The sequence below is a fragment of the Pseudomonas sp. 9.2(2024) genome, from assembly GCF_039695385.1.
GTDB classification, from domain to species: Bacteria; Pseudomonadota; Gammaproteobacteria; order Pseudomonadales; family Pseudomonadaceae; genus Aquipseudomonas; species Aquipseudomonas paraglycinae.
The window spans coordinates 2,124,274-2,142,199 of sequence record NZ_CP155585.1 but is presented as its reverse complement, the minus strand read 5'-3'; the positions used below and the strand labels follow the sequence as shown (position 1 = coordinate 2,142,199).

At 59.3% G+C, this 17,926-nt stretch carries 13 protein-coding genes; 8 read left to right on the top strand and 5 right to left on the bottom strand.

Annotated features, from left to right (window positions below):
* Positions 1-525 precede the first annotated feature (525 nt).
* The gene (locus ABFB52_RS09675; RefSeq protein WP_085732333.1) at positions 526-1,239 is read right to left on the bottom strand and encodes a UTRA domain-containing protein; all 714 of its coding nucleotides are present in this window, start codon (positions 1,237-1,239) and stop codon (positions 526-528) included.
* A gap of 351 nt (positions 1,240-1,590) precedes the next feature.
* Between ABFB52_RS09675 and ABFB52_RS09670 the strand changes: the two genes are divergently transcribed.
* The 6 genes from ABFB52_RS09670 (at position 1,591) to ABFB52_RS09645 (ending at position 6,947) form a co-directional block, all read left to right on the top strand.
* Positions 1,591-2,655 carry an ABC transporter substrate-binding protein gene (locus tag ABFB52_RS09670; protein ID WP_102688265.1) on the top strand — a complete coding sequence of 355 codons (1,065 nt, stop codon included), beginning with the start codon at positions 1,591-1,593 and terminating at the stop codon, positions 2,653-2,655.
* A 182-nt stretch (positions 2,656-2,837) separates the two neighbouring features.
* On the top strand, positions 2,838-3,644 hold the full coding sequence (locus ABFB52_RS09665; protein ID WP_129973338.1) for an alkaline phosphatase family protein: 807 nt from the start codon (positions 2,838-2,840) through the stop codon (positions 3,642-3,644).
* A gap of 5 nt (positions 3,645-3,649) precedes the next feature.
* Positions 3,650-4,486, top strand: coding sequence for an ABC transporter permease subunit (locus ABFB52_RS09660; protein WP_162130491.1), 837 nt, complete (start codon positions 3,650-3,652; stop codon positions 4,484-4,486).
* On the top strand, positions 4,473-5,273 hold the full coding sequence (locus tag ABFB52_RS09655; protein WP_007960203.1) for an ABC transporter permease: 801 nt from the start codon (positions 4,473-4,475) through the stop codon (positions 5,271-5,273). The genes ABFB52_RS09660 and ABFB52_RS09655 overlap by 14 nt, the downstream gene beginning before the upstream one ends.
* On the top strand, positions 5,270-6,259 hold the full coding sequence (locus ABFB52_RS09650) for an ABC transporter ATP-binding protein (protein WP_085748482.1): 990 nt from the start codon (positions 5,270-5,272) through the stop codon (positions 6,257-6,259). The genes ABFB52_RS09655 and ABFB52_RS09650 overlap by 4 nt, the downstream gene beginning before the upstream one ends.
* A 34-nt stretch (positions 6,260-6,293) precedes the next feature.
* On the top strand, positions 6,294-6,947 hold the full coding sequence (locus ABFB52_RS09645; RefSeq protein ID WP_102718289.1) for an HAD family hydrolase: 654 nt from the start codon (positions 6,294-6,296) through the stop codon (positions 6,945-6,947).
* 45 nt (positions 6,948-6,992) lie between these two features.
* Here the strand turns inward: ABFB52_RS09645 and ABFB52_RS09640 are convergent, their stop codons facing one another.
* Complete coding sequence (locus tag ABFB52_RS09640) at positions 6,993-7,955, bottom strand: zinc-binding dehydrogenase (protein ID WP_129973337.1); 963 nt, start codon at positions 7,953-7,955, stop codon at positions 6,993-6,995.
* Positions 7,956-8,136: 181 nt separating this feature from the next.
* On the opposite strand from ABFB52_RS09640, the gene ABFB52_RS09635 reads away from it, so the two are divergent.
* Together ABFB52_RS09635 and ABFB52_RS09630 are read left to right on the top strand one after the other, a co-directional pair.
* Positions 8,137-10,221: a carboxy terminal-processing peptidase gene (locus ABFB52_RS09635; RefSeq protein ID WP_165369544.1), complete on the top strand. Its 2,085-nt coding sequence runs from the start codon at positions 8,137-8,139 to the stop codon at positions 10,219-10,221.
* A gap of 134 nt (positions 10,222-10,355) precedes the next feature.
* A complete protein-coding gene (locus ABFB52_RS09630) occupies positions 10,356-12,146 on the top strand; it encodes a bifunctional diguanylate cyclase/phosphodiesterase (RefSeq protein WP_085748478.1) in 1,791 nt (596 codons plus the stop codon).
* A gap of 94 nt (positions 12,147-12,240) precedes the next feature.
* Here ABFB52_RS09630 and ABFB52_RS09625 read toward each other — a convergent pair whose 3' ends face one another.
* From ABFB52_RS09625 to ABFB52_RS09615, 3 genes are read right to left on the bottom strand one after another with little or no spacing between them, the layout of a single operon-like run.
* Positions 12,241-12,747 carry a hypothetical protein gene (locus ABFB52_RS09625; RefSeq protein ID WP_085748477.1) on the bottom strand — a complete coding sequence of 169 codons (507 nt, stop codon included), beginning with the start codon at positions 12,745-12,747 and terminating at the stop codon, positions 12,241-12,243.
* Between the two features lie 8 nt (positions 12,748-12,755).
* Positions 12,756-13,112, bottom strand: coding sequence for a hypothetical protein (locus ABFB52_RS09620; RefSeq protein WP_085748476.1), 357 nt, complete (start codon positions 13,110-13,112; stop codon positions 12,756-12,758).
* Positions 13,112-17,878, bottom strand: coding sequence for an RHS repeat-associated core domain-containing protein (locus ABFB52_RS09615; RefSeq protein ID WP_346836124.1), 4,767 nt, complete (start codon positions 17,876-17,878; stop codon positions 13,112-13,114). The genes ABFB52_RS09620 and ABFB52_RS09615 overlap by 1 nt, the downstream gene beginning before the upstream one ends.
* Between the last annotated feature and the right edge of the window lie 48 nt (positions 17,879-17,926).

The window sequence follows — 17,926 nt, the reverse complement described above, 5'->3', positions numbered from 1 at the left end:
ACCACGGACTGCGGTATATATGTACCTCGCACAAAAAAATCTGTCGCGTCAGATGCAGCCGAACAACAAGTAGGAAACGTCCAGAAATTAAAATCCGGATTCGCCCAATTGAAAAAATCCAACTCAAACAGCAGAACCGACGCTTAAGAGGCACATATCCAGAACACGATGAGCGTTAGCTCAAGAAAAGCTTTTGACGTGCCGGCCCCATCGGAAGGCTGAGTGGAGGGATTGATCCGGGGGTGGGAGCGCAGCGACCGTGCGGCGCAGCCGCATGCATCGAGAGGAGGTGCAGCGAAGCAAACCGTAGGCGATGCCCCCGGATGAATCCCGGAGCGAAGGAACCCCGAGCCTCAGCGAGGGGCCGAACGCAGGGGCCAAGCCTTTTGCTTACTTTTCGGCGTCTGGAAAAGTGAGCCGCTGTAAGAGCGGAACCGCCAGCCGCAGCCCCCCGAAAAAACGGATATTCACCCAAAACAACCCAAAACCTGGCCGGCCCAGAGGCCGCCAAGGTCAAGGTCAAGGTCAAACAACGTCAACCCCAACGTGAATCGCATCATGCCGCCAAAACTCCAGATCACAATCAATCAACCGCCCAGACTGATCATAATTAACCCGAGCAATCCTCAACCCCGGACTCCCCACTGACACCCGCAACGCCGCCGCCGCATCGACCGATAAAGACGTAGGCACAATCTCGAACCGCACCCGCCCATAGTGCAAATCGTAATGCCGCGCATAAAGCTCGGTAATCGACTGATTCAAATCAAACTCCAGAATCCCCGGAAAAAACTGCGGATTCAGATAATGCTCCACATACAACACCAGCCGTCCATCGATCCGTCGCGACCGGCAAATCTGAATCACGCTCGACAACGCCGGCAACTGCAACCACGCACAGACCGCCGCTGACGCTGGCTGCAACCGCGCCGAAATCACCTCGGTCGACGGCACCCGCCCCTGCGCACTGACCATCGCGTGAAAGTGACTGCGCTGCATCAGGTTATAGGCCAAACGCGGTGGCGACACGAACCAGCCCCGCCGCTCCTCGCGATAAATCTGCCCTTGCGCCTCCAGCTGCAACAAGGCTTCCCGTACCGTAATCCGCGTCGTGCCGAACAACTCACTGAGCTTGCGCTCGGCCGGCAACTTGCTCCCCGCCGCCAGCAACCCATGGTCGAGTTGCTCCTGAAGGATCTGGCCAATCGCTGTCACCGCTTTTGTTGCCTCATCGCGCATCAACGTTACCTATCTGGACTAGACCAGCACTGTTTCGGGGCAAAACCGCACAGCTATTGCGCCGTTTGGTCATGTTGCAAGCCTAGGCAGTGCAGATGACCGAGAGATGACAAAACTACCGAACGGTCGCCCTGACAACTTGCAATACATCGGCCAAGTCCCTTGCCCACCGGGACTTTGCGGGTGGTCTACGCTTAGCGGGCAGCCGTCGATACAGGAGAAATAAAACGCGGGTCAGGTATCCGCCGACATCAAAGTGTCATCCAGCCCCCCTACATTGGCTCAGGTATTGCTGACCTAGACCAACACAAACCGCAATCGCAGCGTTGAACACGACCAAGGAGCTTCGGAATGAAACAGCTTTTCCTGGCAACACTGTTAGGCTCGACCATTGCCATGTGCACCGCCGCCATGGCGGCTGATGATCTGAAAACCCTCGAAGCCGCTGCGAAAGCGGAAGGTGCCGTCAACAGCGTCGGCATGCCCGATGACTGGGCCAACTGGAAAGGTACCTGGGAAGACCTGGCCAAGAAATACGGCCTGAAACACATCGACACCGATATGAGTTCGGCCCAGGAAATCGCCAAGTTCGCCGCCGAAAAAGACAACGCCACCGCCGACATCGGCGACGTCGGCGCGGCCTTCGGCCCGATCGCGGTCAAGCAAGGCGTGGTGCAACCGTACAAGCCGAGCACCTGGGATCAAGTGCCGGACTGGGCCAAGGACAAGGACGGCAACTGGGCACTGGCCTACACCGGCACCATCGCCTTCATCGTCAACAAGAAGCTGCTGCACGGCTCCGAAGTACCGACCAAATGGGCTGACCTCAAGGGCGGCAAATACAAGGTTTCCATCGGTGACGTGAGCACCGCGGCCCAGGCTGCCAACGGCGTACTCGCCGCAGCACTGGCCAACGGCGGCGACGAGAAAAACCTCCAGCCGGCCTTGCTGCTGTTCGCAGACATCGCCAAGCAGGGGCGCCTGTCGATGGCCAACCCGACCATCGCCACCATGGAAAAAGGCGAGATCGAAGTCGGCGTGGTCTGGGACTTCAACGGCCTGAGCTACAAGGCCAAGATGGCCAACCCGGATGACTACGTGGTGCTGATCCCGTCCGACGGCTCGGTGATTTCCGGCTACACCACCATCATCAACAAATACGCGAAGAACCCGAACGCCGCCAAGCTGACCCGCGAATACATCTTCAGCGACGCCGGCCAGACCAACCTCGCCCGCGGCAACGCCCGCCCGATCCGCGCCGAGCACCTGCAACTGCCGGAAGACGTGAAAGCCAAGCTGCTGCCGAACGATCAGTACAAGAAGGTCACCCCGATCAAGGACGCCGATGCGTGGGAAAAAACCTCCAAGGCCCTGCCGCAGAAGTGGAACGAAGAAGTCATCGTCGAGATGAAGTAAGCCGGTAGATCCCCACTGGGTCTGACGCAAAACCCTGTGGGAGCGGGCTTGCCCGCGATGGCAGTTTCACATTCAACACATGAGTTGAATGACATGACGCCTTCGCGGGCAAGCCCGCTCTCACAGGATCCGTGTCGACTTCGAGTTTCCCGTTTTTATTGTTTCGCGGAGTTTTTGCCCCTATGAAGCACACCGTCATCCTTGTCGTGCTCGACGGCCTCAACTACGAGGTTGCGCGTCACGCCATGGGGCATCTGCAGGCTTACGTTGGCGCAGGACGCGCCGCGCTCTACCAGTTGGAGTGCGAGTTGCCGGCTCTCTCCCGACCGCTTTACGAATGCATCCTCACGGGCGTACCGCCGATCGACAGCGGCATCGTCCACAACAACGTCTCGCGCCTGTCCAGTCAGCGCAGCATCTATCACTACGCCCGCGATGCCGGTCTGAAAACCGCCGCCGCGGCGTACCACTGGGTCAGCGAGCTCTACAACCGCTCGCCGTTCGTGGCAGCACGGGATCGGCATACCGATGACCCGACGCTACCGATCCAGCACGGCCACTTTTACTGGAACGATCACTATCCGGATTCGCACCTGTTCGCCGACGCCGAAAACCTGCGCCTGCGCCATGCACCGGACTTTCTGCTGATCCACCCGATGAACATCGACGACGCCGGGCACAAGCACGGCCTCGACACCCCGCAATACCGCAACAGTGCGCGCAGCGCCGACATCATCCTCGCCGACTACCTGCAAGGCTGGCTCGACGCCGGCTGCCAGGTGCTGGTGACCGCCGACCACGGCATGAACAACGACCGCTCGCACAACGGCCTGCTGCCGGAAGAACGTCAGGTGCCGTTGTTCGTATTCGGTGATGCCTTCAGCCTGGACAGCGAAGCTGCACCGAAGCAGACCGACATCTGCGGCACCGTCTGCGAACTGCTCGGCGTGCCCCACGACAAACCTGTGTGCCGGGAGTTGCTCAAGTGAACTCAATGACTCGCGGCAAATGGCTGGCGGCCCTGTGCCTGGTGCCTTTCGCACTGTTCTTTATCGTGTTCGAAATCGCCCCGCTGATCTGGGTGATGATCAACAGCCTGCAATCGGAAGAATTCGGTTGGGGCTTCGCCAACTTCAGCAAGATCTTCAGTTCGAAGTTCTATCTGCAGGCGATCCAGTACAGCCTCGAAATCAGCTTCTGGTCGAGTGTGTTCGGGATCATCATCGCGGTGCTGGGCGCCTACTCCCTGCGCCGGGTCGATTCGAAGCTGCGCAACTTCGTCAACGCCTTCGCCAACATGACCAGCAACTTCGCCGGCGTGCCCCTGGCGTTTGCGTTCATCATCCTGCTCGGCTTCAACGGCAGCATCACCATCATGTTGAAGCAGGCCGGGATCATCGAGGACTTCAACCTGTACTCGAAAACCGGGTTGATAATCCTCTACACCTACTTCCAGATTCCGCTCGGCGTGTTGCTGTTGTACCCGGCATTCGACGCCCTGCGTGAAGACTGGCGCGAATCCGCCGCACTGCTCGGCGCTGACGGCTGGCAGTTCTGGCGCCACATTGGCCTGCCGGTACTGACTCCGGCCCTGCTCGGCACCTTCGTGATCCTGCTGGCAAACGCCCTTGGCGCCTACGCCACGGTCTACGCGCTGACCACCGGCAACTTCAACGTATTGCCGATCCGGATTGCGGCGATGGTCTCCGGTGACATTTCCCTCGACCCGAACCTGGCCAGCGCCCTGGCCGTGGTGCTGGTGGCGCTGATGACCCTGGTGACCGTCGTGCATCAACTGCTGCTGAAGAGGAGCTACCATGTCTCGCGCTGAATCCGGCCCGGCCGGCGTCTACCACCGCGTCGTGGTCTATCTGTTGTTCGCCATCCTGCTGCTGCCGCTGGTGGGCACGCTGATCTACTCGATCGCCAGCAGTTGGTCGGCCACCATCCTGCCCAGCGGTTTCACCTTCAAGTGGTACATCCAGTTGTGGAGCGATCCGCGTTTTCTGCACGCCTTCGGTCAGTCGCTGCTGGTGTGCGTCGGCGCGCTGATCCTGTCGGTGGTGTTGATCCTGCCGCTGCTGTTCGTGGTGCATTACCACTTCCCGAAACTCGATGCGCTGATGAACATCCTGATCCTGCTGCCCTTCGCCGTACCGCCGGTGGTGTCGTCGGTGGGCCTGTTGCAGCTCTACGGTTCCGGGCCGTTCGCGATGGTCGGCACGCCGTGGATCCTGATCGGTTGCTACTTCACCGTGGCGCTGCCGTTCATGTACCGGGCGATCACCAACAACCTGCAAGCGATCAACCTGCGCGACCTGATGGACGCCGCCCAACTGCTTGGCGCCAGCACTTTTCAGGCAGCTTTCCTGGTGGTGCTGCCGAACCTGCGCAAAGGCCTGATGGTCGCGTTGCTGCTGTCGTTCTCGTTCCTGTTCGGTGAGTTCGTGTTCGCCAACATCCTGGTCGGCACCCGCTACGAAACCCTGCAGGTTTATCTGAACAACATGCGCAACAGCAGCGGCCACTTCACCAGTGCGCTGGTGATCTCCTACTTCTTTTTCGTGCTGGTCCTGACCTGGGTCGCCAACATCTTGAACAAGGACAAAAGCGAATGAGCTATGTCAGCGTCCAACACCTTCAGAAAAACTACGCGGGCACCACGGTGTTCAGCGACATCAACTGCGAAATCAACAAGGGTGAATTCGTCACCCTGCTTGGTCCGTCCGGTTGCGGCAAATCCACCCTGCTGCGTTGCATCGCCGGGCTGACGCCGGTGGATGGCGGCAAGATTCTGCTCGATGGCGTCGACATCGTGCCGCTCACCCCGCAGAAGCGCGGGATCGGCATGGTGTTCCAGAGCTACGCGCTGTTCCCCAACATGACCGTCGAACAGAACGTCGCCTTCGGCCTGCGCATGCAAAAGGTCAACGCCGACGACAGCCACAAGCGGGTTGCCGAAGTGTTGAAACTGGTTGAACTCAACGATTTCGCCAGTCGCTATCCGCATCAGCTGTCCGGCGGCCAGTGTCAGCGTGTCGCCCTCGCCCGTTCGCTGGTGACCCGTCCGCGCCTGTTGCTGCTGGATGAACCGCTGTCGGCCCTCGATGCGCGAATTCGCAAACACCTGCGCGAACAGATCCGTCAGATCCAGCGCGAACTTGGCCTGACCACGATCTTCGTCACACACGATCAGGAAGAAGCCCTGACCATGTCTGACCGGATTTTCCTGATGAATCAGGGAAAGATCGTACAAAGCGGCGATGCCGAAACTCTCTACACCGCGCCGGTCGACGTATTCGCCGCCGGCTTCATCGGCAACTACAACCTGCTGGATGCCGAGAGCGCGTCGAAGCTGTTGCAGCGGCCGATCAACCATCGCATCGCGATTCGCCCGGAAGCCATTGAACTCAGCCTCAGCGGTGAACCCGATGCGCAAATCCGCAGCCACAGTCTGCTGGGCAACGTGATCCGCTACCGCGTCGAAGCCCGGGGCGTGGAACTGGTGGTGGATGTGCTCAACCGTTCGGCGGCGGATCTGCATCCCGATGGTCAGCGCCTGTCACTTTCCATCGATCCCACCGCCCTGTGTGAGGTAGCCTGATGACTTTGCTGACACCCAAGAGGGAACTGAACTGATGGCCCTGGCAATTTTTGATCTGGACGAAACCCTGATCCACGGCGACTGCGCCACCCTCTGGAGCGAGCAGATGGGGCGCCTGGGCTGGGTCGATCCCGAGTCGTTCATGCGCCGGAACAACGAGCTGATGGACGCCTACAGCCATGGCAAGTTGCGCATGGAAGACTACATGGACTTCAGCCTCGAGCCGCTGATCGGCCGCACCCCGGAAGAAGTCGAGCATCTGGTCGGACCGTGGGTGGAAGACTTCATCGAACCGATCATCTTCAGCGACGCCACCAAGACCATCGCCGCCCACCGCAAGGCCGGCGACCGGATTCTGGTGATCTCGGCCTCGGGTACGCACCTCGTGAAACCGATTGCCGATCGACTGGGCATCGACGAGGTGCTGGGGATCGAACTGGAAGTGGCGCATGGCGTGTACAGCGGCCACACCGTGGGCACCCTGACCTACCGCGAAGGCAAAATCACCCGCTTGCTGGAATGGCTGGATGCCGAAGAGGAAAACCTTGAGGGCGCGAGTTTCTATTCCGACTCACGCAATGATCTGCCGCTGCTGCTGAAAGTGGATTTCCCGCATGTGGTCAATCCGGATCCGGTCCTGCTTGCAGAGGCCGAGAAGTCTGGCTGGCCGATCCACCTCTGGAAGTAAGCGGTTGTCTTGTGGGAGCAAGCCTGCTCCCACAAGCATCAACGATCAGCTCAGGCTTTCGTCGATCACCAGCACCAGCTTCCCCGCCACCGTGTTGCTCGCCAGCTCGGCAAACGCAGCCTCGGCATCCTTGATCGGGAAGGTCTTGGCCAGTTGCGGCTTCAGGCGACCTTCGGAAAACAGTGGCCACACGTGCTGGCTCAGATCGCTGAACAGATCGGCCTTGAACTGATCGTCACGGCTGCGCAGGGTCGAGCCCAGCAGTTGCACGCGCTTGGCCAGCACCTGGGCCAGATCCAGCTTCGCCTCGCGGCCGCCCATCAGGCCGATCAGCACCCATCGGCCGTCCTGAGCCATCAACTTAAGGTTCAAAGCCGAATAATTGCCGCCCACCGGATCCAGAATCACATCGAACGGCCCGAAATCCCGCAGGCTTTCCAGATCGTCGGTGCGAACCACCCCGCCCTGGGCCCCCAGCGATTCGCAGTAGGCCAGCCGCTCGGCCGAGCCGACGCTGACCCAGCAGGGATTGCCGAAAGCCTTGCACAGTTGAATGGCGGCTGAACCGATACCACTGGCTCCGGCGTGCAGAAGAACTTTCTCACCCGGTTTGAGCGCAGCGAGTTGAAACACATTCAGCCAGACGGTCGCGTACACCTCGGGCAACGCAGCGGCCTCGATCAGCGATACACCTTCCGGAACCGGCAGCACATGCCTTGCGTCGACGACCACCTCTTGCGCCATCCCGCCCCCGGCCAGCAAGGCGCAAACCCGGTCACCGACCTGCCAGGACGAGCCTGCGCCGACCTCGCTGATCACCCCGGAACACTCAAGACCCAGCACCTGGCTGGCACCTGGAGGGGGTGGATAAAGTCCGGCTTTCTGTAATAAATCCGCGCGATTGAGGCCCGCTGCCGCCACCCGGATGCGAACTTGTCCTACATCACATGTAGGACTTGGTTCATCAACCCATGCCACTTGACCTTCAACGCCTTGCAATGCCTTCACAGTGCCTCCATAGTGAGTCTGGACTGAGCCCGAAGCTGTAGCGCCGGGCTTTTTGCATTATGCGACCGGCCCTGGGGTCTGAACGAACGCTGAACAGCAGTTATCGTACAGAGCGTAGAGGTACCGGCGACTTCAAAGACGGCCTAATATGCGTTATCAATTGTCCCCGCGTCGAATCAGCATGAAGCATCTGCTCCCCAGCACCGCCCTCGCTCTTTTCATCGGTATCGGTCTGTTGCCGGTGTCGGGCACCACATTCGCAGCCAACAGCTGGGACAAGTTGCAGCCTGATCGCGACGAAGTGATCGCCAGTCTGAACGTCGTCGAGTTGCTCAAGCGTCACCACTACAGCAAGCCGCCGCTCGACGATGCGCGCTCGGTGATCATCTACGACAGCTACATCAAGCTGCTCGACCCGTCGCGCAGCTACTTCATGGCCAGCGACATCGCCGAATTCGACAAGTGGAAGACCCAGTTCGACGACTTCCTCAAGAGCGGCGACCTCAACGCCGGGTTCACCATCTACAAGCGCTACCTGGACCGCGTGAAAGCGCGTCTGGACTTCGCCCTTGCCGAGCTGAACAAAGGCGTCGACAAGATGGACTTCACCACCAAGGAAACCTTGCTGATCGATCGCAAGGACGCTCCGTGGCTCAAGTCCACCGCCGAACTCGATGACCTGTGGCGCAAACGCGTCAAGGACGAGGTGCTGCGGCAGAAGATCGCCGGCAAAGAGCCGAAGCAGATCCAGGAAACCCTGACCAAGCGCTACAAGAATCAACTGGCGCGTCTGGACCAGACCCGCGCCGAAGATATCTTCCAGGCGTACATAAACACCTTCGCCATGTCTTACGATCCGCATACCAACTATCTGTCGCCGGATAACGCGGAGAACTTCGACATCAACATGAGCCTGTCCCTCGAGGGTATCGGCGCCGTGTTGCAGAGCGACAACGACCAGGTGAAAGTCGTGCGTCTGGTGCCGGCAGGCCCGGCCGACAAGACCAAGCAGGTTGCTCCGGCCGACAAGATCATCGGCGTTGCCCAGGGCAACAAAGAGATGGTCGACGTGGTCGGCTGGCGTCTGGATGAAGTGGTCAAGCTGATCCGTGGCCCGAAGGGCACCGTGGTGCGTCTGGAAGTCATCCCGGCGAGCAATGCGCCGAACGACCAGACCAGCAAGATCGTGCCGATCACCCGTGAAGCGGTGAAGCTCGAAGACCAGGCCGTGAAGAAGTCCGTGCTGAACCTGAAACAGGACGGTCGCGACTACAAGCTCGGCGTGATCGAGATTCCAGCGTTCTACCTCGACTTCAAGGCCTTTCGTGCCGGCGATCCGGACTACAAGAGCACCACTCGCGACGTCAAGAAGCTGCTGACCGAACTGCAGAAAGAGAAAGTCGACGGCGTGGTCATCGACCTGCGCAACAACGGCGGCGGTTCCCTGCAGGAAGCCACCGAGCTGACCAGCCTGTTCATCGACAAGGGCCCTACCGTGCTCGTGCGTAACGCCGATGGCCGGGTCGATGTACTTGAAGATGAAAACCCGGGCGCCTTCTACAAAGGCCCGATGGCGCTGCTAGTCAACCGTCTGTCCGCCTCGGCTTCGGAGATCTTCGCCGGCGCCATGCAGGACTACCACCGCGCGCTGATCATCGGTGGCCAGACCTTCGGCAAAGGCACGGTCCAGACCATCCAGCCGCTGAACCATGGCGAACTGAAACTGACCCTGGCCAAGTTCTACCGGGTTTCCGGTCAGAGCACCCAGCATCAGGGCGTACTGCCGGACATCGATTACCCGTCGATCATCGACACCAAGGAAATCGGCGAAAGCGCCCTGCCGGAAGCCATGCCGTGGGACACCATCCGCGCGGCGATCAAACCGGCGAGCGATCCGTTCAAGCCGTACCTGGCCCAGCTGAAATCCGAGCATGACACCCGTTCCGCCAAGGACGCGGAGTTTGTGTTCATCCGTGACAAGCTGGCCCTGGCGCAGAAGCTGCTGGAAGAAAAAACCGTCAGCCTCAATGAAGCCGAACGCCGTGCCCAGCACGCCGACATCGACGCCAAGCAACTGGCGATGGAAAACATCCGTCGCAAGGCTAAAGGCGAAGAACCGCTCAAAGAGCTGAAGAAAGAAGACGAGGACGCCCTGGCGGCCGCCGAGCCGGACAAGGTCAAACCGGAAGACGACGCCTACCTGAGCGAGACCGGGCGCGTACTGCTGGATTACCTGAAGCTGAGCAATCAGGTCGCAAAGAAGTAAGGTGATGGCAATTTAATGCTGACGATCCCCGGATCGTCATCAAACAGTCATCATTCTGTCGTGCAATAAAGGACTGGGAGCTGTTCTCTTCATCGAGAACGCTCCCAGTCCTTTTTTTATCGCCAGAGATTGCCATGACCACGACCGAACAGCTGAGTGCCTTGAGCTCGATCCTGACTCAAAGCGGATTACACAGCCTGTTCCAGCCGATCATTTGCCTCTCTGAACGGCGCATTCTCGGCTACGAAGCCCTGACCCGCGGCCCGTCCAACAGCCCGCTGCACTCCCCCATCGCCCTGTTCGCCGTGGCCCGCCAGGCCGGACGCTTGAGCGAACTGGAAATCGCCTGCCGCCAAAGCGCCTGTCGCCGTTTCAACGAACAGCAGTTGCCGGGCAAGCTGTTTCTCAATGTCTCCCCGGAATCCCTGCTCGAAGCCGCGCACCAGCCGGGGCGCACGCTGCAGCTGCTGCAGGATTTTGGTATTCCGCCGAGTCAGGTGGTGATCGAACTCACCGAACAAACGCCGATCGATGACTTTCAGTTGCTGCAAACTGCGCTGCATCACTATCGGGCGATGGGTTTTTCGATTGCCCTCGACGATCTGGGCGCGGGTTATTCAAGCCTGCGTTTGTGGTCGGAGCTGCGACCGGATTACGTAAAGATTGACCGGCACTTCATCGACGGCATCCATCAGGACGCCTTGAAGCGCGAGTTCGTCGGATCGATTCTGCAAATCGCCAAGGCCTCGCGTGCGCAGGTAATCGCCGAAGGCATCGAGCTGCCGGAAGAACTGGCAGTGCTGACCGAGATGGGGGTGGATCTGGTGCAGGGCTACCTGCTCGGGCGCCCTCAGGAACACCCGCCGCGCGATGCCCGCGCCTTGATGCCCAAGCACGACAGCAGCGCCGTCACATTGAACGATGAAGGCAGCGACCTCAGCGCCCTGCTCAACGATCAACCGGCCGTGAATCGCGACACACCGACCGCTACCGTACTGGAAGCCTTCCGCCGTCAGGCCAACCTGAACTCACTGGCGGTGCTCGACGAACAGGGTCAGCCATGCGGCATCGTTCATCGTCACTCGCTGTCCGATGCGCTGCTCAAACCGTTCGCCACCGACCTGTTCGCCCGCAAACCGATCAGCCGCCTGATGAACGACGACTTCCTCGCCGTCGAAATGAGCCAGTCGCTGCAACAGGTCAGCCGCCTGATCACCAGCCGCGCCCGGCAACGCATCGAAGAAGATTTCATCATCACCCTCAATGGCAGCTACCTGGGCTTGGGCCGGGTGATTGACGTGCTCAAACTGATTACCGAACTGAAGATCCAGCAGGCCCGCTATGCCAATCCGCTGACTTTGTTGCCGGGGAATGTGCCCATTCAGCAATGCCTCACCCGCCTGTTGCAACAGGGGCGCGAGTCGGTTATCTGCTATGTCGACATCGACAGCTTCAAACCCTTTAACGATATCTATGGGTATGGGCGCGGGGATGAGGTGCTGCTGTGTCTGGCGCAATGCCTCAACGAACGCGTCGACCCGTCCCGCGATTTCGTCGGGCATATTGGGGGGGATGATTTCTTGTTGGTGCTCGGCCCGGAGGATTGGCGCAAACGGCTGAACCAATTGCTTGATGATTTCCAGAGCCAATGCCGGCGTTTCTACCGCCCGGAACATCTGGAGGCTGGGTGTTTTGTTGCGCCGAACCGCCAGGGTATTCGTCAGGAGTTTCCGTTGCTGTCATTGTCCATTGGCGTGGTGCATTTGCATCCTGAAGCGTGTGCGCAGCTGGATGCGAGTCAGTTGGCGGAGATGGCTTCGCAGGCGAAGCATCATGCGAAGAATGTTCCGGGGTATAGCGTGCATTTGATTGATAGTCTTACGGCTCCTGACCTTGATACACCGCAGGTTATTGGCCAACGCTGACGCCCCAAACAACACAAATCCCATTGGGAGAAAGCTTGGTCGCGAAGGGGGCTGCCCAATCAGCCTGAACATTATTATCTCCATCCTTATCCCGTCAAAGCCGAGGACCACCAAACAAACTCAGGTCGAATCGTGCTCTGCAACTAAGATAGAACTCACCCTCAAGGCTAGTCTTATCATGACGAAAATCCATTATCTGCTTATAAAACGATTTTATGGCTGGATCATTCGAACTACTCATAGCATTAATCACCTCACACTTTTTATAAACCTGCTCCGCCACACTCATCACGCTCTCGAAATATTCCTCACGATTTTCAATTCCGAGAAATCTCGAAAACTGAAAGGGCAAATCTTGCCCTGACCGAAAAACATCGCAAAGACTAAGCACCAAAAGCTCTGCAAAGTACAAGCGCTCTCTGCAGTTTGGATTTGAGATCAATTCCAGTAACCCTGCGTCTCCACACTCGCCTATAATATTTAGATCCACAGCATCGGGATCTTCACTGTACTGATCACCAAATAGTTCTGCGTTCGATTCGCCGCGACCCCACCGCTTAAAGTCGTTGAATGACCATCTCCCCTCAATGACCTCAATCATTCAGTATTTCACCCCTTGATTTTTTCAAGCTGATATCTGACCAAACACTTCAGCAGAACCTGCATAAATCGGCGCTGATCCAAAATATCGTCGTCAAAATACGTCGTCATTCGCCCAAACACACGATCAAAACTGTCACCCTCTTTTAAAAAATGAGCGATGGTGTCTGTTAGAGAAGCCTGTTCGCGAGGGGTATAGTCCAAAAATTCAGGTTTCAAAAGAACATCAAACAACTCAGTTAGCTCTTCATCATTATTTACATTTCTGGAAACTATAGCCCTCTCCCTCTCGTCATTTCTTACATTCTCTATATCAAAAACAAAAAGCAGATTTTTTATATCGACAATCTCATAAGAAACTTTCATCAATCAAAATCCGTATATGCTGTCTTTACACGCCCACTTGCATCAAGAATAACTACCGCCTTCGTTTGCCTTCCATAATCAAGGCTTCCTTTCTTGTATCCCTCACCAATCACCTTCCCCATATCAATCGGCCTCTTCGATATTTGTAGGTTTGTGTATCGAAGAATCAGCTGTGCTCTATAAATAGCATTTAACTGATCTCTATGACTCAAAAAATGCGTGGCCGCCGATGGGATCATAGGCTGCCCTTTCTTTTTCCCACTGCTATAAACCTCCACGATTCCTGTCGTCGGATTTTTAGCTGAGGTCACTCGTTCAAATTGAGAGTTCAAGGTAGTTTGGGCACCGTGTTTTTCCAGAAAATGCTCTCCATTCGTTGGATCCTCCATGTCATGTAGACGCCTATAAGCATTTTCCTCAGCTAACGCATCAATCCTCGCCCGCCGCTCCTGCGCCGTCATCTTCGGCAGCGCTGGCTCACCTTCATGAACCTTGACGCCACTGACATCACCAGGCACCGAACAACCCGGCTTGTTCGGCGGCGGACAGTTGGACGTCAACCCCAACGGATCCACCCACCCTGTCGGATTCGGCACGTACTGGTACTGATTCAGCCCACCCGCCAGCTTCACCGGATCCGGCGTCAGATACCGTCCCACGTCCGGGTCGTAGTACCGGTGCCGGTTGTAATGCAGCCCGCTTTCGTCATCGAAATATTGCCCCTGAAAGCGCAGCGGCTGGTTCAGGTAGTCCTCGGTCGCCAGTTCCAGCGAGGTGACCTTGCCGTAGGCGCTGTATTTGGCTGACCAGACGATCTCGCCGCTGTAGTCGGTCAGTTCCTGCGGGGTGCCGAGGTGGTCGAGCTGGTAGTAGAACGGGCAGGCGCGTTTCGGGCCTTTGCCGTCGAGCATGGCCAATGGGCGGAAGGTGCCGGGTTCGTAGATGAAGCTGCGGTGCTGTTCCTTGCTGCTTTCGGCGATCAGGTGGTCGCCTTGCCAGAAGAACTCGGTGGTCTGGCCGTCGACGGTTTTGCGGATGCGCCGGCCGAAGGCGTCGTATTGGTAGGTCGCGGTTTTGCCGTCGGGGCGGGTCAGGCCGATCAGGCGGTGCTGGCTGTCGTAGCGGTATTCGGTGACAAGGGTTTGCGCGCGGCCGCGGCGTTCGCGGATCAGGTTGCCGAAGGCGTCGTAGTCGTAATGACGATCGCCCTGCATCCGCAGGCGATTGCCGTTGATCTGTGTCGGACCGGGGCGATCCTGCATCAGCAGGTTGCCGGCCGGGTCGTGGGCGAGGTTTTCCGGCACATCGTCGCGGGTGTGGCGCACGCGGATCAGCCGGTCGAGGGCGTCGTACGTGTAGCTGCGCTGGCCGTGGCGGGTGTCGGCGATGTGTTCGAGGTTGCCGTTGGCGCTGTAGGCAAAGTCGCGGCGGTACAGCGCGCTGCGTTGATGGCCTACGGCGTGGGACTTCAAGCGGCCCTGTTCGTCGTAGGTGTATTCGCTGAGCAGCAGGCCTTGCTGGCGCTGTTGTTCGCGGCCGTTCTGGTAGACGTGGCGGGTGAGCAAGGCGCCGTTGAGGTCGATCGCGGTCAGCGCGCCGCCCTTGGCGTAGTGGTAATCGAGCTTGCTGTTGTCCGGCAGGCGCAGGCGGGTGAGCTGGCCGCAGGCGTCGTAGTTGTAACGCAAGGTGCCCCAGCCCTGATGCTCGCGCACCAGCCGGTCCTGCCGGTCGTATTCGAAGGCCAGCGGGTGATCCTGGCCGTCATCCACGCCGACCAGCCGACCGAGGCGGTCATAGCGGTAGCTGACCTCGACCCCATCCGGCAGGGTCTTGAGCAGCAGACGCCCAGCAGCATCACGTTGATAGCCGGTGACCAGCGTCGAGCCGTCATCGCCGAACTCGGTCTTTTCCAGCAGGTGGCCGTTGCGGTCGTAGGCGTACGCGGTACGTCGGCCATCGAAGCCGGTTTCCTGTCGGATCAGTCCGGTGGGCGTGTAGTCCAGCCGATACTTTTCGCCGGACTCGTTCTCGATTTCCGTCAGCAGCAGCTGCGCATGGTCGTAGCGGTATTGCAGGCGCGTGCCGTCGGGGTTGATCCGCCGGCTGACCAAATGCAGGTCGTCGTCATATTCGTAGCGGGTGATACGCCCCAGTTCATCTCGCTCGGCGGTGATCTGGCCGTAGGCGCTGTAACTGAAAGCCCGTGTCGCCCCGGTAGGCAGCGTTGTTTGGATCAGCCGGCCAACGGCGTCCCACGCGTGGCGAGTGATCGCGCCGTTTTCGTCCTGCGCAGTAATCCGCCGCCCCTGAAGGTCGTAGGAAAACTTCCGAACCCCACCGTCCGGCAAGCTTTCCTCGACCAACTGACCCAGGTCGTTCCACACGAACACATGCCGACCCGAATCCGGATAACGGATCGACAGCAACCGCCCCTGCGCGTCGTAGTGGTAATGGGTGACATGGCCATCGGGATCGACCGCTTCGGTGATGTCACCCTGGGCATTGCGCCGGTACGTCCACACCGCATCGCCACGTGAGCGGCTGTGCAGAAAACCGTTGCGGTACTCGTAGGACGTCGGCGCATCGTCCGGCGGAATCAGCGCGATCAACCGCCCGGCGTCGTCATAGCGGTACTCGGTGACCGCGCCCAGCGCATCCTGCTCGGCGACCAACCGACCCTGCGCGTCATAGGCCTTGAGCTGCTCACCACCATCGGCGGCGACCTGACGCACCAACCGCGCGGTGTCGTCGTGGACGTAAGTTTCCTCAGTCCCATCGACGTACTGCACGGTGACCCGGCCAGCGTCATCCCAGACGTAACGCGTGTCCATCTGCGAAAACGACGCCCAGTGCCGCACGCAGCGCGCCGCCTTGCCGGCGCGCTCCCACGCCCAGAAGAAACTCGCGCCGCCGCTAAGTTGCCGTTGCAGGATGACGTGCTGGTCGTCGTAGTCGTAACGCTCAGTCTCGCCAACCGCGTTGGACGCCTCGATCAGTCGATGGCGAGCATCAAAGCGGTAACTGACCAGCGTCTGCTCGGTGCGCCAGGCCGCATCGCGCCACACCTGATAATCGACCGCGATCAGATGCGCCCGCTCATAGCGCAGCAACAGGGAACGACCGGCCCCGTTATCGAGGCGCTCAACGCGATCCAAGCGGTCCCGCGTAATACGCAAGCGGTTGCCATAGGCATCGCTGACAGCCGTCAGACGCCCCGCCCGAAAGTGATAAAACCGCGCCGCGTCCCCCGCCAGCGCAACAATCAACTCCTCCGGCTCATTCCCGAGAAAGATCGCCGCCCGCGACAGGCTGTTGTGTATCGCCGGCCGCTCAACGCTCGGCAACGGAAACCGCGTGCGCCGGTTCTCGTGGTCCACCCAGAACACCGAAGCGCCCTCGACCTCCAGCCGATGCGCCAGCGAGTGACTCCAGCCAAACCCTAGCCCGACATCAATCTCGGCCGCGCTGCTGCGGTACAACCGGCTGAACTCGAACGGCAACAGCCCATCGAGCACGCCATCGGTGAGGGTCAGCAATTCCTCACCGGTGACCATCGACACCGGACAGCCGTTGGTGCAGGTCAGCGGCGCACAATCGGCACTGTCACCGTTGGGGTTTTTCGCCTGATCCGGCGTGTCGTCGTGGTGTTCGTCTTTTTTCAGGGAAGCATTGCGCCGGGCATCCCAGCGCAATTGCATGCGCCCCTTTTTCACCCCGGCAGCAATGCCCCGTGCGGCGACGGATTTGTACTGGTTCACGTAGCCGATGAAGGTGCTGACGATGCCGAACATCGCCTTCACCAGGCGCGTCACCGCCGACAGCAACTGAGCGCCACGCTCCGCCAGACGCAAGGTCAGGTACGCAATCCCAGCTCCGGCGCCAACAAAGGTCAGTACAACGCCGATCAACACATCGATCAGCAGTTGCACCACCACCATCGACATCGCCTCGGCGGTTTTCCCGGCAATTTCACTGGGTGGCAGCATCTCCAGCCAGAGGCTGGCGGTATGCAGCAACAGACAAAGCGCCGCTTCGTCACTGACCAGCAACTGAAGCTTCTCCATCATTTCCGGCGCTGTATCTGCCAACGCGATCAGCTGTGCGGCGCCACTGCCCAACCGCTCGGCAAACTTTCCGGGATCCTGGAGCATCTCCGACAGCAACCCGATGCTGTCCCACACTCCCTCGATCGCTGCCCAGCTCCCGGCCAGCATGCCGTTCCCGGCTGCTGTGGCCACTGACTGCGACCATTGCGGCTTGAATCCCTGCCACTCGCTGCGCAGCCAGCCATCCAGCTGCCGAGTCAGGCCATCGTAGGATTCGAAAAGCGCATCAACCTGCTGCTCGCTGGCCTCGCCGTGCACCACCACCCGATAAAACTTGCCCGCCTCACCGGTGAACTCCCCTTTGCCCTGAGCATCGAGGGTGACCGACTTGACTGCACCGCCCTCCACCGCCACCACATCGACAACGATGTCGCCCAACGGAATGTCGTACGCCGACTCGAACTTGCTCTCGATCTCCATCGGCCCGCTTTCCGGGCATTGCACGACCGCAGAAGAAAAACGGCCGTCGTCTATCGCAACCGCCGTGCTGTGCTCGCCAAAACGGATGATCCGCTCCATCCCCATCAGCGACGGCAGATCGGCCGTATGACTGACAGTGTCTGCCGAGCGGCTGAGCCAGTGCTTCAGCTGTTCGCGATAGAGATCGAGGGTGCGGGGAAAGCTGTCGAGTTCTTGCTCGATGCGGGTGACGGCATCCATCAGCGCATCTCCATGCGCATGGCGAAACGAAAAACCGGGTCAAACATG